General features: G+C 31.3%; 24 protein-coding genes. 8 read left to right on the top strand and 16 right to left on the bottom strand.

Features of this window, described 5'->3' with window-relative positions:
• Positions 1–16: 16 nt before the first annotated feature.
• The 13 genes from PQF96_RS27410 to PQF96_RS27350 all read right to left on the bottom strand — a co-directional run bounded on the left by PQF96_RS27410 (position 17) and on the right by PQF96_RS27350 (position 13,893).
• Positions 17–904: a TolB-like translocation protein gene (locus tag PQF96_RS27410; protein WP_271770189.1), complete on the bottom strand. Its 888-nt coding sequence runs from the start codon at positions 902–904 to the stop codon at positions 17–19.
• Positions 904–1,470 carry a YdeI/OmpD-associated family protein gene (locus PQF96_RS27405; protein WP_271770187.1) on the bottom strand — a complete coding sequence of 189 codons (567 nt, stop codon included), beginning with the start codon at positions 1,468–1,470 and terminating at the stop codon, positions 904–906. Before PQF96_RS27405 ends, PQF96_RS27410 begins: the two co-directional genes overlap by 1 nt.
• Before the next feature lie 103 nt (positions 1,471–1,573).
• Positions 1,574–2,008 carry a nuclear transport factor 2 family protein gene (locus tag PQF96_RS27400; RefSeq protein ID WP_271770185.1) on the bottom strand — a complete coding sequence of 145 codons (435 nt, stop codon included), beginning with the start codon at positions 2,006–2,008 and terminating at the stop codon, positions 1,574–1,576.
• A 323-nt stretch (positions 2,009–2,331) separates the two neighbouring features.
• Entirely contained in the window at positions 2,332–3,171 is an 840-nt protein-coding gene (locus tag PQF96_RS27395) for a bifunctional helix-turn-helix domain-containing protein/methylated-DNA--[protein]-cysteine S-methyltransferase (RefSeq protein ID WP_271770183.1), read from the bottom strand.
• A 419-nt stretch (positions 3,172–3,590) separates the two neighbouring features.
• On the bottom strand, positions 3,591–4,094 hold the full coding sequence (locus PQF96_RS27390) for a ferritin (protein WP_109438042.1): 504 nt from the start codon (positions 4,092–4,094) through the stop codon (positions 3,591–3,593).
• Between the two features lie 271 nt (positions 4,095–4,365).
• Positions 4,366–5,232 carry an ion transporter gene (locus PQF96_RS27385; RefSeq protein ID WP_143917777.1) on the bottom strand — a complete coding sequence of 289 codons (867 nt, stop codon included), beginning with the start codon at positions 5,230–5,232 and terminating at the stop codon, positions 4,366–4,368.
• Between the two features lie 113 nt (positions 5,233–5,345).
• Positions 5,346–5,858 (bottom strand): PAS domain-containing protein, encoded by a 513-nt coding sequence (locus PQF96_RS27380; protein WP_109438040.1) that lies wholly within the window; start codon positions 5,856–5,858, stop codon positions 5,346–5,348.
• A gap of 255 nt (positions 5,859–6,113) precedes the next feature.
• The gene (locus PQF96_RS27375; protein WP_271770181.1) at positions 6,114–8,591 is read right to left on the bottom strand and encodes a TonB-dependent receptor domain-containing protein; all 2,478 of its coding nucleotides are present in this window, start codon (positions 8,589–8,591) and stop codon (positions 6,114–6,116) included.
• Positions 8,572–9,933 carry an HTTM domain-containing protein gene (locus PQF96_RS27370; protein ID WP_271770179.1) on the bottom strand — a complete coding sequence of 454 codons (1,362 nt, stop codon included), beginning with the start codon at positions 9,931–9,933 and terminating at the stop codon, positions 8,572–8,574. Before PQF96_RS27370 ends, PQF96_RS27375 begins: the two co-directional genes overlap by 20 nt.
• A gap of 18 nt (positions 9,934–9,951) precedes the next feature.
• Positions 9,952–11,073 (bottom strand): imelysin family protein, encoded by a 1,122-nt coding sequence (locus tag PQF96_RS27365; RefSeq protein WP_271770177.1) that lies wholly within the window; start codon positions 11,071–11,073, stop codon positions 9,952–9,954.
• Between the two features lie 105 nt (positions 11,074–11,178).
• Positions 11,179–12,417: a DUF4856 domain-containing protein gene (locus PQF96_RS27360; protein WP_271770175.1), complete on the bottom strand. Its 1,239-nt coding sequence runs from the start codon at positions 12,415–12,417 to the stop codon at positions 11,179–11,181.
• 131 nt (positions 12,418–12,548) lie between these two features.
• Positions 12,549–13,010 (bottom strand): heme-binding domain-containing protein, encoded by a 462-nt coding sequence (locus tag PQF96_RS27355; protein ID WP_271770173.1) that lies wholly within the window; start codon positions 13,008–13,010, stop codon positions 12,549–12,551.
• A gap of 16 nt (positions 13,011–13,026) precedes the next feature.
• Positions 13,027–13,893 (bottom strand): hydroxymethylglutaryl-CoA lyase, encoded by an 867-nt coding sequence (locus PQF96_RS27350; RefSeq protein ID WP_271770171.1) that lies wholly within the window; start codon positions 13,891–13,893, stop codon positions 13,027–13,029.
• 275 nt (positions 13,894–14,168) lie between these two features.
• Here PQF96_RS27350 and PQF96_RS27345 point away from each other — a divergent pair, with 275 nt between their 5' ends.
• The 6 genes from PQF96_RS27345 to PQF96_RS27320 all read left to right on the top strand — a co-directional run bounded on the left by PQF96_RS27345 (position 14,169) and on the right by PQF96_RS27320 (position 21,649).
• Positions 14,169–17,141, top strand: a complete 2,973-nt coding sequence (locus PQF96_RS27345; protein ID WP_271770169.1) for a hybrid sensor histidine kinase/response regulator transcription factor — start codon at positions 14,169–14,171, stop codon at positions 17,139–17,141.
• Between the two features lie 349 nt (positions 17,142–17,490).
• On the top strand, positions 17,491–17,844 hold the full coding sequence (locus tag PQF96_RS27340; RefSeq protein WP_109438033.1) for a hypothetical protein: 354 nt from the start codon (positions 17,491–17,493) through the stop codon (positions 17,842–17,844).
• Between the two features lie 31 nt (positions 17,845–17,875).
• The gene (locus PQF96_RS27335) at positions 17,876–19,132 is read left to right on the top strand and encodes an OmpA family protein (RefSeq protein WP_109438032.1); all 1,257 of its coding nucleotides are present in this window, start codon (positions 17,876–17,878) and stop codon (positions 19,130–19,132) included.
• Between the two features lie 9 nt (positions 19,133–19,141).
• On the top strand, positions 19,142–20,395 hold the full coding sequence (locus tag PQF96_RS27330; RefSeq protein ID WP_271770166.1) for a hypothetical protein: 1,254 nt from the start codon (positions 19,142–19,144) through the stop codon (positions 20,393–20,395).
• 51 nt (positions 20,396–20,446) lie between these two features.
• Complete coding sequence (locus PQF96_RS27325; protein WP_271770164.1) at positions 20,447–21,130, top strand: TapB family protein; 684 nt, start codon at positions 20,447–20,449, stop codon at positions 21,128–21,130.
• 24 nt (positions 21,131–21,154) lie between these two features.
• The gene (locus PQF96_RS27320; RefSeq protein ID WP_271770162.1) at positions 21,155–21,649 is read left to right on the top strand and encodes a collagen-like triple helix repeat-containing protein; all 495 of its coding nucleotides are present in this window, start codon (positions 21,155–21,157) and stop codon (positions 21,647–21,649) included.
• A gap of 280 nt (positions 21,650–21,929) precedes the next feature.
• Here the strand turns inward: PQF96_RS27320 and PQF96_RS27315 are convergent, their stop codons facing one another.
• Positions 21,930–23,867 (bottom strand): histidine kinase, encoded by a 1,938-nt coding sequence (locus PQF96_RS27315; RefSeq protein ID WP_271770160.1) that lies wholly within the window; start codon positions 23,865–23,867, stop codon positions 21,930–21,932.
• 57 nt (positions 23,868–23,924) lie between these two features.
• Between PQF96_RS27315 and PQF96_RS27310 the strand changes: the two genes are divergently transcribed.
• Both PQF96_RS27310 and PQF96_RS27305 read left to right on the top strand, forming a co-directional pair.
• Complete coding sequence (locus tag PQF96_RS27310; protein ID WP_271770158.1) at positions 23,925–24,662, top strand: LytR/AlgR family response regulator transcription factor; 738 nt, start codon at positions 23,925–23,927, stop codon at positions 24,660–24,662.
• 175 nt (positions 24,663–24,837) lie between these two features.
• Positions 24,838–24,996, top strand: a complete 159-nt coding sequence (locus PQF96_RS27305; protein ID WP_271770156.1) for a hypothetical protein — start codon at positions 24,838–24,840, stop codon at positions 24,994–24,996.
• Positions 24,997–25,052: 56 nt separating this feature from the next.
• Here the strand turns inward: PQF96_RS27305 and PQF96_RS27300 are convergent, their stop codons facing one another.
• Both PQF96_RS27300 and PQF96_RS27295 read right to left on the bottom strand, forming a co-directional pair.
• Complete coding sequence (locus PQF96_RS27300; RefSeq protein WP_408629619.1) at positions 25,053–25,685, bottom strand: LysE family translocator; 633 nt, start codon at positions 25,683–25,685, stop codon at positions 25,053–25,055.
• Positions 25,686–26,714, bottom strand: coding sequence for a quinone-dependent dihydroorotate dehydrogenase (locus tag PQF96_RS27295; RefSeq protein ID WP_271770154.1), 1,029 nt, complete (start codon positions 26,712–26,714; stop codon positions 25,686–25,688).
• Positions 26,715–26,751 lie beyond the last annotated feature (37 nt).

Raw genomic sequence — 26,751 nt, 5'->3', positions numbered from 1 at the left:
ATTAACTATCAACACCTTATTCTTTTAAGGAATAAATTATTTTGGCATCTACCCAGTAAATATCTTTATTGCTGGTGTAGAAGAAATATTTTCCATCTCTACTTACAAAAGGGCACAATTCATGGCCATTGGTGTTTATTGAAGCTCCCATATTTTTTGATTCTGTCCAAGTACCATCGTTATTTTTAAAACTTATGTATAAATCACCTCGTCCTAGTCCCTCTTTTCGGGTAGCGCAAAAAATAATATAAGATTCATCAGGAGCTATAAATACATCTGCTTCATATGCATTTGTATTTATTGTTTCTGGTAACCTTACGGCTTTCTGAAAATGACCTGATACTCTTTCTGAGGCATAAATATCAAAATTATGATTCTCCTTACCAACTTTATTAGAACTAAAGTACATTGTGCCTGTTTTGGTAAAAGAAATATAATACTCGTTTTTATTAGTATTAATATTTTCTCCGGCGTTTATGGGTTTTGACCATCCTGTTTTTTCTTTTTTGGAATACCAAATATCATGGTCTTTCCTCTCTCCAATTCCATCTAAAGGCATATCTGATATATAATATAATTCATCTTCATTTGGAGATAAAAAAGGATCATTAAAACCATATATATCGTGAGAAATAATAGTTATTGGAGTTGTCCAGGAATCATTATCTAATCTTGAATATCTTATTTCAGAGTTTTCTCCTGTATCCACTCCATAGAAAAATTCAGTACCATCTTTTGAAAAAACCGAACCAAACTCGTATTCATTTTCTTTAGAAATTATACCAGGAGCAAAAATTTCTGGAGTAGTAGAAGGCGGAGTCTGTTTTAGATATAAATGTGATTTTTGTGCTTCAACTTTACATGTAATACAAAGCATTACTATAATAAAAAATAAATGTCTCATCAATAATATTTTTTTATCCCACCAAAGCCTGCTATCAATTTACCCTGGGAGGTTTTGTTTATAAAATTTGTCAATCTTTTCTCAAATTCTTCAGGACGTTTCCTGGCTGAATCAATATAAGCAATACGAATCCTTCTATAGGATATAGATAATTTTTGATAATTACTCCAAGCTATATTATTTTTCTTGATTTTTTCCATAATATCTGTTGGAAATACAAAATCCTCCTGAAGTATTTTTTTACTAATTTCTTGTATTGAAGGGTGTAACATTTTTTGTTGAGTAAGCCAATGCAATCGCTCTCTATTAGGTTGTGAATATATGCTATTGGCTTTTCTTGGTGTAAACCTTTGAGCAGTATGCTCATCATCTACTTTTTTAACAATACTATCTATCCATCCAAAACAGAGGGCTTCTTCAACTGCATCATTATATAGAATGCGTGGTTTTCCTGAAGATTTTTTAGGATATATCAACCAAATTTCATCCGCTTTCCTAAAGTTTTTCTGAAGCCAATTACGCCACTCATTTCTATCCACAAAATATACTTTTTCGAAATTTTTCATTAATTTCTGTATAGTTAATGAATCATTATTAAAACAAGGGGGTTAACAAAAGTACCATATACATCCAGAGGGCAACCAAATTTCATCACAACACTCTTTATTTTTATTTCGCAAACAAATCGTTTGGTTGAACAACATCCACTCTGTATACTTGACCATTCTTAAAGGTAAATATTTCTACAATATCCTTTCCCTCTCCTGCTACATCATCTAGCCATACTTTATCATGCATAATTACCTTATTATCAATCTCTATTAAATATTCTATTTTTGAACTTACTTTTGGATACCTCTTAAAATGTTTGGCTCTATTTTCTTGTAATACTTTCTTCCCTATTATCTTTTGTTTTCCATCCACATAAACTTGTACATCTTCAGCAAAATTATTTACATACTTTTCAGCATTTTTGTCATTAACAGCTTCAATCATTTTTTTTATAACCCTACTTTGTTCACCATCACTTAATTGATTATTTTTTGGAGTACAACTCAAACAGGATATTAGTACCAATACTCTAAAAAAGTTGATATTTTTCATTTTATAAGAAATTTAAATTATTTATAATGTATCACTTTTATCCCCTTTTGTATTATTTTAGGATAGTACTTACTATATGATTCTAATATAAAACAAGAGCGTACTCGGTCTAATTTAGAAAAAGATTTTTGATCATATTCATAAAAAAAACATAATCCTTTGATATGATAGATGTTACAAAGACCCAATGTATGAATTCAAATAAAATGAACAAGAGGTAGGGTATTATTGCTTTACATCGTTTTATAATAAAAATATGCCCATAACTTATCTATAACGTAAATGGCAGAAAAGGGGGTATTCTTTAATCGAATACTCCTTTTTTATGAGTCCATTTTTACAGCTTCCCATCCAATAATAGCTGTTTTCCTCGTGCTTCCCCAATGATATTGCCCTAAATCTCCTGTAGATTGAATCACTCTATGGCATGGTATCAAAAATGCTATGGGGTTATTACCGATTGCGGTACCAACAGCTCTGGATGCTTTAGGATTACCTATGTGATTAGCAATCGCTCCATATGTAGTTAATCCACCTTTAGGTATTTTAAGTAGTGTTTCCCAAACTTTTAATTGAAAATCAGTTCCTTTAAGATGCAATTTTATCTGTTTTAATTCTTTCCAGTCTCTTGTAAAAATAAATAAAGCATCCTGTTGACATCTATCTACAACCTGAATAAAGCTTGCTCTAGGAAAACGTTTTTGTAACTCTTTAAAAGCATCTCTATTATCTGCAAATGCCATATGACAAATACCTTTTGAAGTAGATGCTACTAAAATTTTGCCAAACGGACTTTCTGCATAACTATAATTAATGACTAGATTTTCTCCTCCGTTTTTATATTCTCCCGGAGTCATTCCCTCAATTTTTACAAAAAGATCATGAAGTCTCCCTGTGCCAGAAAGCCCTGTTTGATAGGCGACATCAAATAAGGTAACTTGTTGATTTTTTAAAATTTGTTTAGCATATTCAACACTAGTATATTGTAAAAATTTTTTAGGACTTACCCCTACCCATTCTGTAAAAAGTCGTTGAAAGTGGAATGGACTCACATGTACGTTTTCAGCTATTTCATCTAAGTTGGGTTGATCTTTAAAATTTTGTTTGATATACGTTATTGCATCTGCGATACGATTATAATGAATTATCTTTTGCTCATTCATCTCTATCTGCTTTTAAAACAACATAAAATTACTATTCTTATCATTGTTACAAAACCCAGAACTTGCTCATTTATTCTTAAAAACAAAAAAAGCGAATGTATTTTACCAACACATTCGCTTTTTTAAGTCGATAATCAAATACAAAGAGTATTTATCAACTTGATATCTATATTCTTTTAAAGCTTAGGACATCGTTTACAGTTACTTTTTCCTTTCTTTTTATATTTCTTGCAACATTTCTTCTTTTTCCCCCCACATGCTATTTCACAATCTATAGCAGAGCAAGGAGAATATAATGATGGGATACTTGAATTTTGCACTATTTTAATTTTTATTAAATCTAAATAAAGTGCGAAAATAAATAAAAAAAAGACTTCTAAAAAGAAATCTTTAAATTATCTACTGTAACTTATTAACAATCACTTAGCTGTCTCTGGCGCCTGAAAAGTATTAATATCTCTATCAAATAAATAATGCCCTGATTTGTCATCACCGATGATCTTGAGTTTATCCAATAATGTTCTAGCAACTGCTTCTTCTTCTAATTGCTCTGCTACATACCATTGCATAAAATTGTGCACGTTATAATCCTTAAATTGCAAACATTCATATATTACATTATTAATTTTTGCAGTAACAAATTCTTCACTCTCTAAAAATGTTTCAAAAAGCTCCATTAATGATTTAAAATCATCTCTTGGTTGATCAATTGCGGGAATAATAGCATGACCACTTCGTTCATTAATAAATTTAACCAATTTGGTCATATGTACTCGTTCTTCTTCTGATTGCATATAAAAAAAATCTGCTATGCCATTATATCCACGGGTATCTGCCCAACTTGCCATAGAAAGGTATTGTGCAGAGGCTTTAGCCTCATATTTCACTTGATCATTTAGTAATTTTTCTATCTCTGGTATCATTTCTTAATGTTGTTTTTTAACCTAATAACTAAAGTACATAATTTATTACACTTAATAATGCTATAATAGTCCTCAGCACTTATTTAAATTCAGACTATTTAAGGAATCCATAGTACCATGAAGATCATTAGTTTTATGGATAAAAAAATAAAGTTTATACATATACAAACTAGCTCATTAAATACCAATGTTCATTTTTAATTAACAAAAAAGTAAAAAAGAGGGTATTTGATGAAGTTATTTTCTGGTTAAATTATTAAGTGCTTTATGATTATCTTTTTTCCTGTACTTTATATAATATCAAAAGTTCTTGTAATTCAGTTATTTTGCTTTCTATATCTTCAATATTAGTTGTTCCACCTCCTGATTCTTGCTGGTCTTCTAACAACATTTCTGCTTTTGCTTCATCCATACCATTCATGATTACTCCAATAAATAAATTCAAGAAAATCATGGTTCCAATTAAAACAAAAGACACAAAATAACTTATGGAAAGTGAAGATACTCCATGGGAGTTTACACATAAATCCATATTACCATCATATCCATAATTTTCACAACCAAACATATTTATATACATTATATCTGTCCAATCTTCTAATGTAACTATTCTAAACAATGATAACATAGAGGTCTGTAAATCTTTAAAATGTATAGGGTCATTTTCTGAGAAAAAGAAAACACCAGCAACAGCATATATATAAAATAGGAGTCCTAATAAAATAGAAACATATCCCATAGAGGGAACACTTTTAAGAAGTGCGCTCACCAACATCTGTAGCTTTGGTAGTGCTTTAATAAGTTTTAAAACTCTTAATAAGCGAAGTAAACGCAATATTGCTACAGAACTTCCACCAAAAGGAAGAAATGCAGCTGCAACAATAATGAAGTCAAAAATGTTCCAACCATCAGTAAAATACATCCATGGTTTTTTACCTTCGGCTATGATTTTAACCACAATTTCTATAATAAAAACACCTAGAATAATTTTATTTAATATTTCTAAAATTGCCTCATGTTTATTAGAGAAATCTGGATACGTTGCTATACCAACTAGAACCCCTGCAAATAAAATAGCAACAGTAACAGAATTTTGGAACCATTTACTTGCACTTACTTTTTTACATAATTTTACCATATGAATTAAATTTATTACTCTTCAAATAAAATGATCACAAGAGTAATAAAAAAAAGAAGAAAAGAAAACAATAGTTAATAAAATGAATTTTTCAAGTCTTAATAAAACACCATCTAAGCGGCCTTTTCAAAAGCAATGTAATTGATTAGTTTACCTCGTTTATCATGAACAGGAAAACCTTTTATCAAACACATATATGGTGTATTATCTTTTCTGTAATTCAATATAGATACTTCAAATGGAATACCACTATCTATCGCATCTCTAACCTCTGAAGATGTTTTTACACATGTATCGTTTCCTTGAAACATTTTAGGAGAATTACCAATAACTTCTTCTGGTGAATATCCATTCATTTTTTCTATGTTCTGGGAAGCATAGACAATTTTGAGATTTGTATTTGTAATAACAATTACGGATTGTTCTTCTACGAACTCTTTATAATAATTACGTTCAAATTGCCAGTTTTTGGTAATTTTCTTTAACGTACCGATATCATCTTTGAAAAAACCAAGTGTTGTATGGTCCTCTCCATAAAATTCCCATGATAATAAAGGCAAAGTATAATTAGACATTTTCTTATAATATTCTGCCATCATATGGTCGTATACAGAAAATTCACTCATAACAACTACATTTTTTTCAAAAATATTGAATTAAAACAGGAATGGTAATTGAACAAAAGTTAATTCTTTGATTAAACAAAAGTTAATTTTTGTAGTGTAGAATTGCCATTTCACAAAACTAAGGCACAAAAAAACTATTTCTTATGGATAAGTAATCTTTGGATTGATATTAAAAACAACCTTGTTTAAGGATACTCTATTTATACGTTTATATCTCTATACATAAATGTATAAATAGAGTATAATAATTATTTCCTACCATTTAAACTGTAAAGTTGTATACCAGGTTAATGGTTCTGAAGGTATAATTCCTGGACCAGGATAACCTGTAGCCCTTCTTGTAAAATAGTTAGTGTCTAAAACATTGTTTATTCCTGTTTCTAGTTTAAACTTTTTATATCGATAGGAAACCGAAAAATCGAGGACATGATATGAAGGTATTTCTCCTATAATACCACTACGACTATCTCCTGCAGGAGCTATAGTAGCATTTGTTACATCTGTAAACTGTTCTGACAAGTAGGTAAATTGTGTATTAGCCAGAAAGTTTTTATATCCAAATTTTATTCCTGTTTTTACATTCACAACAGGAATAAATTCGACTTTTTTACCTTCTACACCAGCTTCCTCTGATTCTATATATTCTGATTCTGTAAAAGAAGCATTAACAAACCAGTTAAATCGAAAATCTGAATTATCTGTATAGAATGTATTAAGAATATTCCAATCTACAAACGTTTCTAATCCATAGATAAATGCTTTTCCTATATTTTTTCTAACTCTATTAGCCCTGTCATCTAATACAATCCCAATGCGGTCATCATAAAGCAATCCAAACCCTCCTAAATCATAAGACAATTTATTTCCTCCTATTTTACCTCTAATCCCTAAGTCGGCAGTAAAACCTTCTTCATCAGAAATATCTGGATCTATTATAAATGTTGGACTTACCACTCTAATATCACTAAATGTAACTGATCTATAATTCTGAGATAGGTTAGCATACACTTCTATCCCAGTATTAGGTTTATAACTTGCTCCAAGACCTAAGAGCAAAAATGAACGATCCAGAGTTCTATTATCTTCTAGCGTAGTATTTGATATAGGATTTCCAGCCAAATCAAAATTAACTTGATTATAAACTCCCTCACTTTCGGTTTTAATATATTCAAATCTAAAACCTGGAGTTATTGAAAACCTATCAGAAAGATTAAAAATATTCTCCCCAAATACAGCTACGTTAAGGTTTGGGAAATCAAAATCTGATTGATTTGGATAGTCTGGAAATGCTTGTGTAGCAAAATCAAAATCAGCATTAGTTCCCAAACTTCCTGCTCCTTGACGAGAATCATTATTTGCTTGATAATATTTTGATCCTATTAAGAAAACCGATTCTTTTCCTAATAGTGTATATCTACTTAATAATCTAGCTTCTGCTCCCCAATTTCTAAAATTGCCTACAATCAAATCCCTAGGAAAAACAAAATTACCATTAGCATCTGTTTCATCCACATCGGTAATTGGATTAGAATTTAACACAAAAGGATTTCCTCTAAAACCAACTGCTTTTCGAGAAGCATCAAGACCAAAAAGGTTGAGGCTAAAATCAGTTTTCTCAGAAAATTTATGTTCTAGTTTTAGTGAAAATAATTTCCAATTTACATCAAACCAGTTTCTGGATCGATTACTAAATTCTGGATCTTCTTCGAATTGAGTATCAGTTAACCCTCCTGGTTGTTGTGCTAAATAATCCAGATATGTAGCCTCAAAAGTCAGTTTTGTCTTATCAGTAAAAGCGTATCCAATATTTGCATAGAAGTTTTTTGAATCAAATTCTGAGTTTGGTCTGAAACCATCTCCTTTTTTATAGTTAAAATAAGTATAATAACTAAACTTGCCCAAAGTACCACTAATGCTATTAAAGCTTGTAAACAGATTAAATGATCCTAATGATTGTCTGGATATTAGCTCTATTTTTTTATTTGGATTTGGTTGTTTCATTTTAAAATTAACCAATCCTCCAAACTGGGTTCCATATTGTAAAGATGCCGCACCTCGAACAACTTGTATTTCGCTCAACGCTTCTGCAGGAGGTGTATAATAGCTCTCTGGATACCCTAAAACATCAGCACTTATATCATACCCATTTTGTTTAATATTAAAATTAGCAGAACGATTAGGATCTAATCCTCGTCCTCCAATATTTAATTGAAGACCTGCATCACTATTTTCATAGATATTTAGTCCTACAACTTGCGCGTAAATTTGCCTCGCATTATTAGAAGCCAAATTACCTACCGTTTGATCCACTAAAACTACTTCGCTCTTTTTACCAGCAAAAATAGCCGTTCCTTCAACAGGTCTGAGTTGTTTTAATCCAAAAATCTTCTCCTTTCGTTGTGTAATCAAAACTTCAGAAAGTTCTTCTCCCAAAGGATTTAAAGTAAAGTTCTTTGAAACATCATTTCCTTCTATTTTGATCAATTGTTCCTGAATTTCAAAGTCAAAACTAAAAACAGTAATCAAATATTCACCCTCCTTCAGGTCTGTAAATTCAAATTCACCATCAGTATTTGTGATTGTCTGATTGCCTGTTGTTCTGTTATATACCTCGGCATTTACAACAGGTTGATTATTAAGATCTGTTATGGTTCCTTTTAATTGATACTGTCCAAAAACAGAGGTTACCATAAGTAATGCCCCTAAAAATATTCTATAATCCCTTAATTTCATCTTCGAATGGAATAATCCACTTTTTATGTTTAAATGATTCTTTTTGTTTCCCTAAATCCACTTCTGGATCTATATATTGAGTACTTAACCTCCCATTAAGTGCCACATAACTTTCTACAAATACTTGTACATTTTGATGCCCTTGATCTTCAAAATGTCCTTTTAGATAATGCGCATATTCTAATATAAAATCTGGTTGTGACGCCATTTGTTTTTGTTGAAAAGCTGTAAGAAAGTCGTCATTATCAACATAAAACCTCTCTTTTGTTTTGCTATTAACAATTTTAAAATTAGCATATCCTGCCTTTTCCATTAACATCACTCTCCAAGAAAATCGATATCCTTCTTCTGTCCAGAATAGTTCTCCTGGATATAACATATATCTAAACGGCAAAAGTAACTGAATTATAAAAAATACTGCGATGAAGGTGAATAGAATTTTATTCTTTCCTGGAACAAACTGTAATATCTTATAAGTATCAAATTCTGATTTATTTATCTTAAATACTTTAGATATAAAACTTAATACTTTATGATGAAAACCTGTATCAAAAAATACCAATGTACTTATGATCATTATATAAGGAAACATTCCTATCGGAAAAAGTACTCGAGTTAATACATGAAATACAACTACCATTGCAAAAGCAAAAGGTCTTGTTTTTTTATACAATAATAAAAACGGAATTGTAAGATCATAAATCGCGCCTGAATAACTAAATAGATAATGCATCCATTCTTTTTGCATAAGATCTCCCAGAAGAGGAACATCATACTTAGAAGGTAGCCAAATCTTAAGAGGCATAGCATGTACTAACCAATCAGAATTAAGTTTTGCCAAACCTGCATAAAAATAAACAATTCCTAAAAGTAATTTTAAAACATCTATTGTCCAGCTGGGAATTAATTGATAAGATGTTCTTTTTATTTTTGCATCTAATGAATAATATGCATTCGCAGGTAGAAAGATCATTACAAAGCTTAATAAACTTATAAAATAGTAATGATTAAGATATGTCGTCTTATCCATTAGTTCTATATAAGTAAAACTGAGAAAAAAAGTAATGATAGCGATCCTATATTTGAATCCTAATGTTATAAAAATTGCAGAAACACTGCAGATAATAAAAATTATATAGGTATATATACCCAGAGGCTTCACCCATTCAAAACCATAAAATGAAAAGAAAAACTTTGGTTGAATGTACAATTTATCAATCCACCCATAACTCCAAAAACGAATAATACTGATGAGCATCATTATTCCAAAAAAAATACGAAAGACTGCAAGTGGTGCAGCCTCCGTTGTTTTTTTCAAATATTCGTTAAGTGTAAAAGTCATTTAACAATGAGTACTAATTTAATCTCCGTCTGTATCCATAAAATCAACAGTTACAGAAATCGCCTGAAGCATATCTACTTTGAGGAAAACTACATTCTTTTGCAATTCATCATACGTCATTGTCATCAAACTATTATTGGTACGTACCTGAGATGAAAAATCATCATTTAAATTTGATGCTGTCGCTCTCGAAGTATTAAACTGATTATTGATGAGTGTACTTAAGTCATCTCCATTTTTAATAGTGTTTAAGAAATCTAAATAAGTTTTCAAACTTTCTCCTGTGGCAGTACTTCCAAAATGTTTACCATTAAAAAAGTCCTGTAATGCATCAAGATTAGCATTAAAAAGAGCCTTAGACAAGTCTCCTTTATAAAAAGCTTCAACTCTGCTATCCAGAGGTGATCCTGAAAATAGTCCAGCAGGTATTCCTATTTTGGCAGCTCGTAAATGCTTTTCGTAATGAAAAATAAAATCATTAACCAATTTGTCTAATGAACTTGTTGCAGAAGATCCACTATTATTCACAAAAGTATCCCTATAACTTCCATTCCAGTCATTTACAACTTGATCACTAAGATCATCCATACGATCTACTACATCTGATAAGTATTTCTTATAACTTGCAGCATTTGCATTTGTAGAATAAAATTCAACAATTCCCATGTCTGTATCTGATAATCCATTTAGCAAATAATCTAACGCTCCAAAGCCTTGTTCGTCTTGCTTTGTTACAGAAGCAAGGTCATATGTTCCTGAAGCTATATTAGATTCGATGTCAGCTGCTGCAATCGGATATACATTCATAAAATTTCGTAAAGAAAGTTCCTCTGCCTTTCCTATTTCAAACATACTAACAGATTGCCATGAGGTATAAGCTTTTATCCATGCATTTCTTAAAATTACAAGGTTTGCTTCATCTGTAGTAGTTTCAAAATCAGAGGTTGCTGTTTTCAAAGCGGTCATATCGTTAGAAAAGCTTTGATATGCCGGAATTACTATATTATCCGCAATATTAGTTAACAATGCCTTTCTATCAAAACTATCTGTAGTACCTCCTGGTTCATTGGCATCATCACCTGATGAACAGCCTGCTATAATCGATGCTATAACACAAACTGAGAACAATAACTTCTTCATCTTATTTTTATTTATTCTTAATAAAGTTTTGCAAATGTAAAAAAAGAGGTCGAAATGATATAATTTCTAACCTCTTTTTTCAAACTTTATAAATTGTTTATTGTTTTAACTTCCTGCCTGTGCTACAGTAAAACTAAATTTTGCAGCAATTGCTTCAGAAATAGATTGCAAAGTTGCAGGAGTAACATCCCAAAGTCCATTGGTACCTTCCATCAATTGATCTATCAATCCTTGAACTTCTGATCTTGTCACATAAGGTGCATTACTATCTGGCTTTCTGGTAAACTGCAAACTGTATATAAATCCAAATCCTTCGGATAAATCATGAAATGCACTAGCATAATCAATTGTAGCTGCAGGCGCTTCTAATGCAGTTTTTCCTTGTTGTAAATAGTATACAGCTCGTACTGCAATAACTTGTGATATTTTTTCTCTAATAATAGCTGCTTGCTCATCACGAACATCATAGTTCTTTGCTACTATTGCCGCTCTTCCTAATTTAAATGCATCAAATATTTCTTTTGCTATACCCGCAAAATCGGTATCTCCTTCTACTCTACCAATATATTTGTTAAGAAAGCTATCATCATCTCCAATCGTTGCATTAGGATTTGCTTTATCAGCAGAAGCCCCATATAGATATCCATATGCTTCATCCCATTTATGCTCCATTGTTGTATAGTTCTTACCATCTGCAACAACATCATTATTGTTATTTTCCAAATTACTACCTTCATCAAGAATCAAAGTTCCTAAGTAGTTATTTAATGCTTGATCTGCCATTAAAGCTCCTATCAAACTCTTACCAAACGCTTGATTTAATTCTAATCCTTTTGCATTTACATATCTGTCTGATCCTCCTCCTGCTTCTTGAATAACTCCGGCAACACCAGGTGTCGCTGTAGTTCCCCAGTTTGGAAACACATCATCTACCTGACTTGTTATCCAACCATCAAATGTTTCTTTTATAGCATTGGCATCGGTCGTATTAGAAAAAAAATAGTCTCTAGATGCTGCTGTTTTACTTCTTACACTTTTATCAGATGCATTTAAATCAGCATCAGAAAAATCGTTGACACCTTGAACATGTGCAAACATAGCATCCAAAGTAGCTTCTGTGTTTGTCTCTGTTTTTAACGCACTTATAATTTCTTCAGCCATGGCAATACGAGTTGTTTGACCACTAAAACTTATAGAACTTTCTCCATTACGCTCAAAAACATAAGTAGCAGGAGCTACTACAGAATTATCTACAGGTGGAGTACTATCATCATCTGAAGAACAAGATCCTAATACAAAGACTCCTGATATACATGCTACTTTTAGTAAACTTTTAATTTTCATCACTTTTTATTTAGACTTAATATCAATAACTAATAAGTTTGCAAATATATTCATCAAAATAGAATTGACAAACTTTATTTGTAATAAATCTAAATAAAATTAAAGAAATAACATTTATATAAAGTAAACGCTTATTCTGCAGTATATTGAGTCCTTAATGTATTAACCCAATTGATTAGAATTTCCTTTTCCTGATCATTTATGTTTCCATGAAGCCAGGTATATGAGGAAAGAGGCATTTCTCCCTCTTCCACTTCCTCAACTAGTTCCTCTAGTTTATGATCTTTCTTTTTATTAGAATATTGCTCCCAACCCGAAACATCAAAATGTTCTTTACCTTCATCAATATGATCTGATAACCAATATGACACAGGAGCTATTTCTGCATACCAGGGGTATTTGGTATGATTACTATGGCAGTCATAACAATTATTTCTTAATATCGACTTTACCTCTTCATTAGGTTGAGTTTCTTTTTCAAAAAAAGCTACGGCTGTTGCATAATCAGACTCATTTTTATCAGGCCTGATAAACTGCATAATAACTAATACCAATAATGCTAATAAACCTACAATTCTGATACTTTTTTTCATTCTAAAAATTCGTTGTTTAATGATATGTACTAAAAATCTTTGTTGCTTCATTATAAGAGGACTCAAAACTTAACGGTCTGACATTAGTATCTGCCTTTACCGTTGTAAAATACGAAACCATACGTTCTGTAGGCATGTTACCTGTTAATTCGTCTTTTGCCATAGGACATCCTCCAAATCCTTGTATAGCTCCATCAAATCTTCTACATCCAGCTTTATATGCAGCATCTACTTTTTCAAACCAAGTCGTTGGAGTAGTATGAAGATGTGCTCCAAATTCTATATCTGGATATTTAGGAATCAAATTGGAAAACAAGTACTCAATAATCTCGGGAGTCGATGTTCCTACGGTATCAGATAAAGAAAGGATTTTTGCTCCCATCTTACTAAGTTTTTCTGTCCACTCACCTACGATATCTACATCCCATGGATCTCCATATGGGTTACCAAACCCCATAGACAAATATGCTACAACCTTTTTATTTGCTTTATCAGCAATATTGAGTATTTCTTGTAACGTAGCAACAGACTCAGCAATAGTTTTATGTGTATTACGCATCTGGAAGTTTTCAGAAATAGAAAAAGGATATCCCAGGTAATCAATAGCTTCATGTTGTACTGCATCATTTGCACCTCTAACATTTGCAATAATAGCTAACAATTTACTTTTTGTATCGCTAAGATCCAGCCTAGACAGAACCTCTGCTGTATCCACCATTTGAGGGATTGCTTTTGGAGATACAAAACTCCCAAAATCAATAGTATCAAAACCACATCTTAATAAAGATTGAATATATTGAACCTTTTTCTCGGTAGGAATAAACTCTTTTATACCCTGCATTGCATCTCGCGGGCATTCAATTATTTTTACATTTTCTGTCATTTTAGAATAGCAAACTAAGAAATATTCAATTCTGAGTATAAAAGTATGATTATTTTTCAGAATCAAGAGCATTAAAATAAATCGAACTTCTTAAGAATATTTTTTCAGATAAATACTCGGTCCCAAAACATACTCATTATTACCATAAAGAAATTAATCAGTTCTATATTTCTTCTAGAGCATATGTAACATCAATTAGTTACATATCTTACACATATAAGTATTTGATTTATTTATAATTGCTATATTTATTACAACTAATCAAATCGTATTCTATGCGAAATATAATATTATTCTTTTCGCTCTCTTTTTCGTGCTTTATTTTCGGACAACAAACAAAAAAAACAGACTCCTTAAAAACAGTCTTATTAAATGTAAAAAACGATAATCAACGCTTAGAAGTATTAAATTCTATTTTACTCGAATATCTATTAATAAGTCTTGATTCAGCAAAAGTTTATAAAGATAAGGTTATAAAATTATCAAACAGGATTGAAAACAAAGATCTCGCTATTAAAGGTTATAACGGATCTTCAAACTATTTTTATTACAACTCAGAAATCGACAGCTCATTATTTTACGTAAAAAAAGCACTTTCACTGCTCAATAATTCTGATAATTACAAACTACAATCTGACTTATATAGAAAACTTGCTATTTTAAGTGTTACTAAATCAGACTTTAAGAACTATGAAAAATATAGTCAATTAGCCTTAAAACAAGCCATTTTAGCCAATGATTGGACGTTGCAAAGTTCTGCATTAGTTGTTATTGGAAATCAATATTATAGAAAAAATGATTACTCTAATGCTCTAAAGTATTATATAAAAATTGATTCCCTACATTCTGCAAATGATAGTATTACACGAAATCTTTCAATTGCTTATGAAAACATTTCACTAATTTATATTGATTTAAAAAATGAAAAGGCCATAGAGTATCTCGATAAGAGTCAGGAAGTTCATGAAAAAATGAAAAATGAAGTGGGGATTAATAATACTGATCGTTTAAGAGCTAATTATTATAACAAGATAGAAGACACTGAAAAAACAATATTTTATCTAAACAAAGTATTACCTTTTTATGAGTCTTATGGTGAACCCACTAAACTTGTCGAAGTCTATACCGAATTAGCTCGGTATTATTCTTACATAGGAGAATTTGATAAAGCAGAGCCGTTATTAAAAAAAACAAAATTGATTACAGATAATAACTCTAATAGAATTTCTGAAAATCAAATGCAATATAGTTATGGTGTTTTTTATCTTAGAAAAAAAATGTTCAATGAGGCTATAGAATACTTTAATGCCGCACAAACTACAGCTCCTCCCAATGGAACTGAATATTACCTGGGAGAGCGCAAAGAAATTTCTGAAGGATTGTCAGAAGCATATGCAGGTATAAAAGATTATAAAATGGCATATGATATTAATAAAAGACTACTATCTCTCAATGATAGCATAAATATTCAAAATAAGAAAAAAATAACGTTTGAACTCGAAACCAAATATCAAACAGAAAAAAAAGAACAAGAAATAGCGCTGTTAAAATCACAAAAAGAACTTGCCGAACAACAAAAAAAGAGTCAGCGTAATCTGTATATGGGAGGAATGGGCATTACTACTTTAGTCGGAATCTTTCTCTTTGTATTATATCGAAATCGACAAAAAACAAACAAGAAATTAAAGAAACTTGACAAAGCAAAGTCACACTTTTTTTCAAACATATCACACGAACTTAGAACTCCACTTACCTTAATATCTGGTCCCATACAAAATAAATTAGACGATAAAAACCTCACAGATAAAGATCGATCTGATTTTGAATTGGTATTGAATAATAGTAATAGGATTTCTGAGCTTGTCAATCAATTATTAGACATTTCCAAAATTGAAGCTGGCAGTATGACTTTATCCCTACAAAAGGTACATCCCATGCAACAAATAAATGCTATTATTAAAGATTTTGAATATGCCACAAGCCTAAAAAACATTAATTTCCTAACCTATATTAATAACCATGAAGAGGAAGGATGGTTGGACCGGGATGCAGTACACAAAATTATAACGAATTTAGTTTCGAACGCCATAAAATATACTCCAGAGAACGGATCCATTATATTTAATGCACATATTAAGAAACATAAACTTTTTATCGATATAAAAAATACAGGCGATGGTCTAACCAAAGAACAACGTCAATTAGTTTTTAAACGATTTTATCAAACGCATAGTGAACAATCAGGATCGGGTGTTGGCTTAGCTTTGGTTAATGAACTTATCAAATTGCATGAAGGAAATATAACCGTAGATAGTAGACTAAATGAATGGACAAGTTTTAACCTATCTATATCTCTGGATAAGAAATCAATCAAAAATGCAAAAGTTATAGAAGATAATACGAATATAGATAATACATCTCCATATCAGAATCATTATGAAGTCACTAATACCTCTTCAAACAAAACTGATACCGATCATACCAATGAAGAACTTCCTATCGCATTAATTGTTGAAGACAATAAAGATCTTAATCATTTACTACAGGAAAATTTCAAAAATCACTATAAAGTCATTAGTGCACAAGATGGTTTGGAGGGGTATGAATTAGCTTTGCAGTACATTCCTGATATTATCATTTCTGATATTATGATGCCCAAAAAAGATGGTATTGAACTTACAAATGAGCTAAAAAATGATGAACGTACCAGTCATATTCCTATTATTTTACTAACCGCCAAAGCCGGTGAAGAAAATGAATTATCAGGATTACAGATTGGAGCTGACGAGTACATTACAAAACCTTTCAATCAAAAAATACTCACTACAAAAGCTTCTAATCTTATAACCATTAGAAAGAAACTACAATTGCGCTATAGCCAGGAAGTTATTTTAACTCCTAAGGATATAGCAATTACTCCAATAGATGAGAATTTCTTAAATAAAGTACAGAAAGTATTAGACAAACAGCTTATAGAATCTTCTTTTAGTGTAGAAGAATTTAGCAAAGCTATAGGCATGAGTCGTATGCAATTGCATAGAAAACTAAAAGCATTAACAGGTCTTACCTCTTCAGAGTTTGTAAGATCTCAACGTCTCAAACTTGCAGCTCAACTACTTCAAAGTTCTGATACCAATATATCTCAGGTTGGCTATGCTGTTGGTTTTAATGATCATTCATATTTCACTAAATGTTTTAAAGAAATGTATGCTTGTACACCAACAGAGTACGCTATAAAAGATAGCTAATAGCTATTATTCCTCCTTTTAGTAAAACATAATGCAATAAAACCTTTATGAAAACAAGGGGTATTCACCCTATTCAGGCTATGTTACATAATTCATAGCCTTTGTTACATACCTCATAATCAACTGCTTTTACATATTCTAGTTTTACCATCACATCTAAATCCCAAACCTGATGTATCGATCGTGTTTGTATGAATAAGAAATCAAAAAACTATAAAGGCAACATAAATCGCATCCCTAATAACAATATATACTTAAATATTAATCATTTAGAAACTGGAACCTACACGCTAAAAATTATACATAAAAACAAAGTAATTAAGAAAGTGGAATTTAAAAAGTAAAAAACATGAAAACAATACAAATTTTAGTACTAGGAATAGTCTTTTTCACTATCCAATTAACAAATGCTCAACAAACAAGCACTACCAAAACAGAAAAGAATAATCTAAAGCAAGATAACCTTTTGGATATGCAAACAAACGTATTATCGGGTTTGTTTGGGGAAAATTTGGATGGAAAAACGAATGGGAAAACGATAGGTTTTTTAGAACTACTAGAAAAGACAGACCTCCCTGCCGAACAAAAATTAGAATATAAAAACATGTATTACTTACAAGCTAAAGAACTTACTCAAAAACAAAAAGATTCATTAGGCAAAGCAATTGAGAAAAAAATATTAGAAGCTCAAAGAGATCATTAAAAACTATAGGGGGAATAAAAAACAAAAAAAGATGAACACTACAAAAACACTTTGCATTCTTGTTGCACTATTGAGCATTACAACAAGTAATGCCCAATTATTAGAGAGGCTAGGTAAAAAGGCCGAAGAAGCTGCAAAACGCACTGTTGAAAGACGTGTAGAGCGAGAAACAGAAAAAAAAACCGATAAAGGTCTTGACGGAATTTTTAAAAAGAAAAGAAAAAAGAAGAAAAACAAAAAACAAAAAGAAACAAAAGATAAAGCTCCGATCATAAGTTCAGAAGGATATAAAATTAATCGAGCTTCGGACTTTGTAACCGGGAATACTATTGTTTTTCAAGATAATTTCACAAACGATCTTCAAGGTGATTTCCCTGTCAAATGGGATACAAATGGTTCAGGCGAAATTGTAATCATCAATAATAGTAAATGGTTCCGTTTAGGTGGCAATTCCAAGTATGTTCCAACAACTAAAGAAGCTTTACCAGAGGATTATACGATCGAGTTTGATCTTCTTACCCAAGGATTAGATAAAAAAACCAGTTCTCAGGCTTGGATTAGACTTCTTTTAGAAGATAATACAGGTTTTCAAAGATCAAAAAACTGGTGTATGGTAGAGCTTTCGCCTTGCCAATTTATAGAATCCCCGGGAGTTGTAGAAAAAGTAGCAAATGGACAACGTCAAATTCGCAATGCTATAGGCAAAGATTATCGTACTCAAATAGATGGAAAATCACATATTGCTATCGCTATTAATAAAACACGTATGCGGGTTTGGATGAACGAAAACAAAATAGTGGATGTCCCAAGATTGGTTCCGCAAGGGGCTAATGTATTTAAAATTCATACTAAAGGACTGAGAGATGCCAATGACAAAGACGAAGTATACATTTCTAATTTCAAGATTGCCAAAAGTGGAGAAGACAATCGAAGTAAACTTGTCACAGAAGGACGATTATCTACCAATGCAATCCTTTTTAAAACAGGGTCTGCTACCATCACTGGAGGCTCTGAAACTGTCATCAAAGAAGTCGCTAAAGCCTTACAAAGTGTGTCAGATATGCAAATAAAAATTATAGGTCATACAGATTCAGATGGAAATGCTGAAACGAACAAAGCATTATCTGAACAAAGAGCTAAGGCTGTTAAAATGATGCTTGTTGAGCAATATGATATACGCTTTAGTCGAATCCAAATAGAAGGAAAAGGGGAAGCAAATCCGATTGCAGATAATAATTCAGCACAAGGAAAAGCAAAAAACCGAAGAGTCGAATTTGTAAAACTTTAAACTTAACTCATGAAGAAGTCAAAACACATTGTATACACCTTATTATTTTGTTTATCAATAAGTACATTCCTGTCTTGTTCTAGCGATGACAACAATCCTGGAATAGATCCAAATCAAGAAATCGTATTAGCGACATTTGATTATTCTAATCTTAGTGTAAACAGTTTACCCAATATGATTATAGCTAACGATGCTAATGGTGAGTTATTAACTAGTATAGAAACCAATAAAATTCCAGGGGTTTATGCACTGACCGCAAAGGGATATTCAGCAAGTAGTTTTATGCTGACTACATTGCTAGAAACAGATCGCTATAAAAGTCTCTCAACCATCAAAAATGTACCTGTTGGCAGTAAAGGTACTGCTCCTAATCGAAGCCTTACTTCAAATGGTACTTTAAAGGTCACCTTACCTCTAACATCTGATATACAGGTAAACAGCTTTTTTATTGATGGATTAAGAGGTATTTCTGATAGCACTAACGATATTGATCCTTCTTCAGGAACAATAACAAGAACATTTGCATACAACAAAGAAGCCTCTGCCTCTAAACTTTTTTTAAAAATAGAGTATAGAACGAGTACAACTCCTGCAACCTTTACCTACAAATGGTTAGAGAATTATAAAGAAACAGATGATGTGACATTAACACTCGAAGATTTTACAATAGCTTCGAGCATGCCAATAGTTGTAGATGATGAAGCCGATTTCTCATCTGTTAGGGTGCTTGGTATCTATGAAAATAATTATACTGTAAATCTAAGAGGTAATTTTTCTGAACGCTTACAAATCACAACAGGTATTGATGAGTACATTGTTAACTATGACGGAGAGTACCCAAATTCAAATCATAGTAAAACATTACGATCAAGCACTTTTCCCGATAATATATCTATCACAAGACCAGATTGGGATTTTAACTATGATTCGAGCTCAGAAAATTTACAATTACAGACATCTGGGGATTACCTTTTTAGCAATATATATACTGAAATGATTAGAGAAGGAGAAAAAGATTTAGAATGGTTTATTGCAATTCCAAATAATGAAGATAAGACTTTTGTTGTACCTCAACTTCCCGAAAGTCTTTCTGGTTTTGAGAACTATTTTGAGGACACTTCTAAATTCGATTCTCATTCTGCTGACATAATTGATTTAGCAAACGACAATGATTATGAAGATTATATCAAAAGTTCAATCGATAGAACCTATGATATTTTTGATCAAAGTAATGAGATCATTTCAATCTATTTTAACCGATAACTTCAAGAGAGAAAAATCTCTTTAAACACATTACATCAATAATATAAACTCATGAAAAACATTTTAATACTAATTGCATTGTTGATGTTAACATCGGCATATGCCCAGGATAACTGTAGCAAATTTTATGCTACTCAAGAAGGTAAAAAATTAACCATATACCAGTATGACAAAAGAGAAAATCTTGAAATCATTAGCGAGTATAGAGTCAAAGAAGTAGAAAGTACAGGGGGGCAAAGTATCATTACTATTGCAATGGACTTAACAGATGGTAGAAATAATAAACACATCATTTCTTCATCATTTAAAGCTCGTTGTTCGGGCAGAACTACTCACTTGGATCCAGAATCTTTTATTGCACCAGGAATACTGGATCAATATAGTGATATGGAATATAGTATCACAGGTGATGATATCTCCATCCCCAATCATCTTGAAGTAGACCAGGAGCTTCCTAATGCATCTGTACATATGTCAGTAAATGCTGGTATTATGAATATCAATACAACCACAACTATGTCTGACAGAAAAGTAATTGCCAAAGAGGAGGTTACCACTCCCGCGGGAACTTTTGATTGTTATGTCATTACCTATACAAATACCTTGACTATGGGCATGGCTAAAACTTTTTATTCTAAACAGTGGATTTCAGAAGGTGTAGGTATGGTCAAAGAAGAAACTCGAAAATCAAACGGAAGATTAGTTACCAGGAGTATTTTACATCAAATCAATTAATATAAATAATTAAATTTTTACATCATGAAAACAAAAAAAGTAAAATCACAGTACATTTTTTTAATCCTTATTGTTTTATTCACATTTAGTTGTTCAGACGGAGAAGATGGTGCCATTGGACCAGCTGGTCCGCAAGGTGAACAGGGAGTTAATGGTCAAAACGGACAAGATGGCAATGCAAACGTAGTTTCTATTTTACTTGAAGACCAGACGATATCAAATGGAGATACTGTCTTTGATATTCCCGAATTGACTCAAGAAATATTTGACTCAGGATTTGTTTTTGCCTATGTTACAGTAACTGGTAATGATTATTGGGAAACGCTACCACTTAGCCTCGGTCAGGATATAATATTAGAAATTGACCAGATTGAAGTTGGAAAGGTTACTTTACGCTCTACTTTTACTCAATCTAATCTAAGGCTTAGATTTATATTGGTCGAGAGTAGTAGTAATGTTAATGGTATTAATTTTCCCAGTTTTCAAGAGGTTAAAGAACATTACGATTTAAAAAATTAACTTAAGTCAAAAGGGATTTACATTAATGGTTATTATGCTGTGATAAAACACTTTGATAAGGGAAAATAATATTAGCAACTTGTTGATCATTTAATAGAATCCTATTACACTACATTATCTATATAAAACCAAGGCTGCGATGTCTTGGTTTTATTTCGTTATTCCTATTTCCCAGAAATCAGAATAAAAATTCCTATGCTAACAAAAACAATAATCTGAAACCATTTTAAAACTACTCCTACCTTTTAGTCTTTTTTTAGACAACAATCTTTACATAAGATCATTCCAAAATATATGGAAGATAAACATCAACCCTAGACCCTTTATTATCGGTATTTTCAATAACATCAAACCTCGCATCAACCTTAAAAGATCTTGAATATATTTTAAATCTATCTTTTAAGATGGAACCTGATAGTGATTCATATCCAGAGTTTTTAGCTTTTATTTCCTGTCCTTTGGCATAACCAACCCCATTATCTATGATACTACTTTTTATTAGTTTTTCGTTATCATCCATGATAATATTTAATGTTATTTCACCATCCTTAACAGCTGCAATACCATGCTCTATCGCGTTCTCTACAAAGGGTTGTATAAACATAGGAGGCACCAAAATATTCTGAACATTCAACTCTGGATCGATCTCTACTACATGATTAAATTTTTGAGAAAAATTAGATTGCAGTTCTAAGTAATCCTTCACCGTTTGTATCTCTTCTTCTAAAGAAACAAACTCTTCTCTGGAATTTTCTAATATGGATCGTAATAGATTACTCAATTTTAAAGTATAAGGTATTACATTTTTAGATTCGTTTGAGGTTAAAGAAACAATTGTACCCAATGAATTGAACAAAAAGTGTGGATTAAGCTGTGAACGAAGTAAACGTTGTTCTAAAATTGTAGTTTTATATTTACTTTTTAATTTATTTTGTCTGAACAATACAACGCCTAATATTAGAAATGAAAGAAACAATCCTCCAAGCACCCAATTAATTATATTTTTTTGTTGTACGATGGTGGTTTGTTGCTCTGTTAATTCCTCTAGTTTTGATATCGATTCATCTTTTTCTTCTAATTCAAATTCAGAAGCATATAGTTGCAGTTGTTTGGCTATATTTTTTTCATTGTGGGCAATAAGGTATTCATTCAGTTCGCTTAAAGTAGATGTACTTTTTTCGTATGCACCTTGTTTAAAGTACACTTTATTCATAAAATCACATACTCTTACATATAAATCCCTTTCATCTCTACTATAACTATAATTTTTTCTCAGAGAATCCAGTACCTGGTTTAATACAGCCTCAGACTTATTGAGATCATTTTGATAAAAAAGAATATAACCATAGCTTGTCAGCGATTCTAGTTTAGCGATGCTAGGTAATAAATCAGAATTGACTAACTCTTGGTCAGAAAAAATTTTATTCGCTTTTAAAAAATTATTATATGCCGAATCTTTTTGATTTTGATATAACGCAATATCACCAAGAGCATCTAACGCTACAATTTGACTTCTAAAAAAATAGTCTTTATCATAATTATCATTATCGAGTAATGATGTATCATTATACATTCTTAAAGCTTCTTTTAAATAAACCTTTGCAGAATCATATTTTTTTAAATCTTTAAACAAAACCCCAATGTAGTTTCGATTATTGCCCCCTTCATACCTACGACCCAGAACCGTCTTGTCACTCGCAACTTTCTGCATAGCTTTAAGAGCTAACTCAGTATCTCCTAATTCAACATGTATGATAGAAATACGTTCTAGAATGTAAAATTCCCATGATTTTTGGTCGAGTGGTTTTGGATACTTTGTAGCATAGCTTAAACCTTTGTATAAGGTTTTTAATGCAGTAATTGGTTTTTTAGTGAAGTACTCTCGCAAACCTCTTATATAATATGCTCTATGAATGGTTTCGTCAGATCCAAGGTACCCAACTTCAAGAGAATCATATACTTTTATAGCCTTTTTTGCATCTGAGTGAGCAGAATCATTTTCTCGCTTAAACAAATGAACATAGCTTTTAAAGGTATAATACTTTGTCCATCCCTTAAGAGACCTGTTGTTTTCTAAGCTATATTTAATCGAGTCAAGATAAACTCGATTAAATTTTCCAAAAGACATAGTATCAATAGTATGTTGAGAAAGTATTTCTTGGGAATAAGAATCAAAACTTAAGAATACAAAAACTAAAATAAAAAAAAGTTGTTTCAATGTTGTATTATTTGCGTGGTAAACATAAATTTAGTGCACGAATTTACATTTATTTTTATGATTAATGTTGTTATTATTGAAAATGATAAAGATGCATCAAATTATCTCTCTAAACTTCTGAAAAAAAATGTTTTAGAGCTAAATATTGTAGGTTCGGTAACAACTGTTAAAGAGGGCATTTCTCTTATTTCTTCTTCTTCTCCAGAATTGGTTTTTCTGGATATACATTTAGACGATGGCATGGGCTTTGAAATTCTAGATGCGATACACTCTAAAGATTTTGAGGTTATCTTTATTACCGCATATGATAGTTATTATGAAAAAGCTATGGAGCATTTTGCTTTTAACTATTTGTTAAAACCAATTGATCCTATACTTCTTGAAAAAGTAATCAGCAGATATGAGCAAGTCAAGTCTCGCCATAGTAATCACAATAAATACGTTCACTTTCAAGAATTTATACGAGAGCAGAACTCAAAAATTCTTATACAAAGTGGTCAATACCATAAATCTGTATATCTAGAAGAAATAATTTTATGTAAGGCTGAAGGTAACTATACAACCATCGTCTTAAAAGACAAAAAAGAAATCTTAGCAAACAATATCTTGAAGCATTATGACAAATTACTGTCTAGTCGTGGTTTTTTTAGAGTAAATCGCTCTTGTCTCATAAACACCTCTCATATTGATTCTATTTTTAGGAAAGAAACGATTATTTTGACCAATGGAGATAAAATTCAAGTTGCTTTTAGAAATAGGGAGCAATTATCTTATCTCTTAGATACACTTAAATAATAACCCTATACGCTTATCTTAAAATCCTTTTTACTTATTTATTTCTTTATTTATTCCCCCTTAATTCAATTTAATTTTGAATATCATCTTACAACTGATAGTAGGTTATGATAGACATAATTGTGAATGTCTCTAAAGGATCGCAAATAATCTAATTTTCGAAAAATAAACCATTATGTTAAAAAGCATTTTAAATTTAGAAGGAGCAAAAGAATTAAACAGAAAACAATTAACTACTCTTAAAGGAGGAACTATTATTGGCCCATGCCACGATTTAACAGACGAATACCAACATCCTTGCAAACAAGATGATAGCGATGATAATGTTCTTTAACATAAATCTTTCCTATTAGAAAAATAATAGACTGTCTAAAAAAAATAGACAGTCTATTATTTTTCAGTAATCAGAATAAAAAGCCCAATTCCGATAAAGACTATGATCTGTAACCATTTTAAAAACAGACCCGCTTTTGAGTTCTTTTTTAAATAGCCGGATATTGCACCAGCCATGACAGCTATAGATCCAAAAACAAAAATTCCGGTAAGTACAAACAGTATACCTAGGACATAAAACTGTACTACACTATTTATCGTTTTACTGAACAAGAATCCTGGAAAAAATGCCAAAAAGAAAATAGAGACTTTTGGATTTAGAACATTCATAATAAATCCTTGTTTAAATAATTGACTTAAACTCTTTTTTTCTACTGTTTCAGCTTCCAAATTCAAAGCATCATCACTTCGAAATACTCTAAATGCAAGAAAAAACAGATATAAAGCACCAAAAAGTTTTATGATAAAAAACAACAAGTCACTTTGTTTAATTATTGCTGAGACTCCAAATGCTACTAAAGTAGTATGCACAAAACACCCTGCCATTAATCCCATGACGGTCGCAAATCCGTATTTCTTACCATTTACGATACTCTGCATGAGTACATAAATATTATCTGGACCCGGAGAAATTGCTAATGCTGTAGACGCAATAATAAATGTATAGAGAATGTCGTAGTTTATATCCATCTATATGGTTTTGCGTAGCAATGTTTTATTTATATCCTTTATCAGCTTGGGACCTTCGTAGATAAAACCAGTATACAATTGTATTAAACTTGCCCCGGCCTCTATCTTTTCTATAGCATCCTGAGCACTATGTATGCCTCCTACTCCAATTATCGGGAAGGCTTTATTACTTTTTTCTGATAAAAACCGAATAACTTCTGTAGAACGGTTTGTTAATGGCTTACCACTTAATCCTCCATTTTCTTTTATTAATTCAGGATCAGAATTTAAGTTCTCTCTTGAAATTGTAGTATTAGTTGCAATAACTCCTGCAATTTTGGTCTCTTTGACAATATCAATGATGTCTATGAGCTGCTCATTGGTTAAATCCGGAGCTATTTTTAGTAAAATAGGCTTTTGAGAAGCTCTTTGATTATTTTTTACCTGTAATGTATTTAATAATGCTGTTAGAGGTTCTTTATCTTGTAAGGCTCTTAAATTAGGTGTGTTTGGTGAACTCACATTCACTACAAAATAATCTACATGATCAAAAAGAGCATCAAAACATATCTTGTAATCCTCTACCGCTTCTTCATTAGGAGTAACTTTATTCTTGCCTATATTACCACCTATCAAAACTCCTTTATTCTTTTTTAGTCGTTGTACCGCATCTTCTACTCCTCCATTATTAAATCCCATCCTATTAATAATAGCACTATCCGACTTTAATCTAAACAATCTTTTTTTAGGATTACCACTTTGTCCTTTCGGAGTCAATGTTCCGATTTCTATAAAACCAAAGCCAAAATTATGAAGCTCATTGTATAATTTTGCATCTTTATCAAAACCCGCAGCTAATCCTACAGGGTTTTTAAATGTTAATCCAAACACTTCTCTTTCTAATCTGGGATCATTAACCTTATACATTCCTCTAAAAACAGATGACATTAAAGGAATTTTGGATAAGATTCTAATCATTTTAAAGGTAAAATGATGCACATTTTCTGGGTCAAATAAGAATAATATAGGACGTATGAGGAATTTATACATTAAATATAATTTTGCGCAAAAATAAGTCATACAAGGT

Source organism: Aquimarina algiphila (assembly GCF_947494415.1).
Classification (GTDB): Bacteria; Bacteroidota; Bacteroidia; order Flavobacteriales; family Flavobacteriaceae; genus Aquimarina; species Aquimarina algiphila.
This window is presented reverse-complemented; position numbering and strand designations above follow the sequence as displayed.

Bases quoted from the DNA above. Each gene is read 5' to 3' on its own strand.
- PQF96_RS27305 (WP_271770156.1), top strand. From the start codon at position 24,838: ATGTTAAAAAGCATTTTAAATTTAGAAGGAGCAAAAGAATTAAACAGA.
- PQF96_RS27395 (WP_271770183.1), bottom strand. From the start codon at position 3,171: ATGAATGAGCAAAAGATAATTCATTATAATCGTATCGCAGATGCAATA.
- PQF96_RS27380 (WP_109438040.1), bottom strand. From the start codon at position 5,858: ATGAGTGAATTTTCTGTATACGACCATATGATGGCAGAATATTATAAG.
- PQF96_RS27370 (WP_271770179.1), bottom strand. From the start codon at position 9,933: ATGACTTTTACACTTAACGAATATTTGAAAAAAACAACGGAGGCTGCA.
- PQF96_RS27345 (WP_271770169.1), top strand. From the start codon at position 14,169: ATGCGAAATATAATATTATTCTTTTCGCTCTCTTTTTCGTGCTTTATT.
- PQF96_RS27295 (WP_271770154.1), bottom strand. From the start codon at position 26,714: ATGTATAAATTCCTCATACGTCCTATATTATTCTTATTTGACCCAGAA.
- PQF96_RS27330 (WP_271770166.1), top strand. From the start codon at position 19,142: ATGAAGAAGTCAAAACACATTGTATACACCTTATTATTTTGTTTATCA.
- PQF96_RS27325 (WP_271770164.1), top strand. From the start codon at position 20,447: ATGAAAAACATTTTAATACTAATTGCATTGTTGATGTTAACATCGGCA.
- PQF96_RS27365 (WP_271770177.1), bottom strand. From the start codon at position 11,073: ATGAAGAAGTTATTGTTCTCAGTTTGTGTTATAGCATCGATTATAGCA.
- PQF96_RS27410 (WP_271770189.1), bottom strand. From the start codon at position 904: ATGAGACATTTATTTTTTATTATAGTAATGCTTTGTATTACATGTAAA.
- PQF96_RS27310 (WP_271770158.1), top strand. From the start codon at position 23,925: ATGATTAATGTTGTTATTATTGAAAATGATAAAGATGCATCAAATTAT.
- PQF96_RS27350 (WP_271770171.1), bottom strand. From the start codon at position 13,893: ATGACAGAAAATGTAAAAATAATTGAATGCCCGCGAGATGCAATGCAG.
- PQF96_RS27400 (WP_271770185.1), bottom strand. From the start codon at position 2,008: ATGAAAAATATCAACTTTTTTAGAGTATTGGTACTAATATCCTGTTTG.
- PQF96_RS27405 (WP_271770187.1), bottom strand. From the start codon at position 1,470: ATGAAAAATTTCGAAAAAGTATATTTTGTGGATAGAAATGAGTGGCGT.
- PQF96_RS27340 (WP_109438033.1), top strand. From the start codon at position 17,491: ATGAAAACAATACAAATTTTAGTACTAGGAATAGTCTTTTTCACTATC.
- PQF96_RS27375 (WP_271770181.1), bottom strand. From the start codon at position 8,591: ATGAAATTAAGGGATTATAGAATATTTTTAGGGGCATTACTTATGGTA.
- PQF96_RS27320 (WP_271770162.1), top strand. From the start codon at position 21,155: ATGAAAACAAAAAAAGTAAAATCACAGTACATTTTTTTAATCCTTATT.
- PQF96_RS27360 (WP_271770175.1), bottom strand. From the start codon at position 12,417: ATGAAAATTAAAAGTTTACTAAAAGTAGCATGTATATCAGGAGTCTTT.
- PQF96_RS27385 (WP_143917777.1), bottom strand. From the start codon at position 5,232: ATGGTAAAATTATGTAAAAAAGTAAGTGCAAGTAAATGGTTCCAAAAT.
- PQF96_RS27355 (WP_271770173.1), bottom strand. From the start codon at position 13,010: ATGAAAAAAAGTATCAGAATTGTAGGTTTATTAGCATTATTGGTATTA.
- PQF96_RS27390 (WP_109438042.1), bottom strand. From the start codon at position 4,094: ATGATACCAGAGATAGAAAAATTACTAAATGATCAAGTGAAATATGAG.
- PQF96_RS27335 (WP_109438032.1), top strand. From the start codon at position 17,876: ATGAACACTACAAAAACACTTTGCATTCTTGTTGCACTATTGAGCATT.
- PQF96_RS27300 (WP_408629619.1), bottom strand. From the start codon at position 25,685: ATGGATATAAACTACGACATTCTCTATACATTTATTATTGCGTCTACA.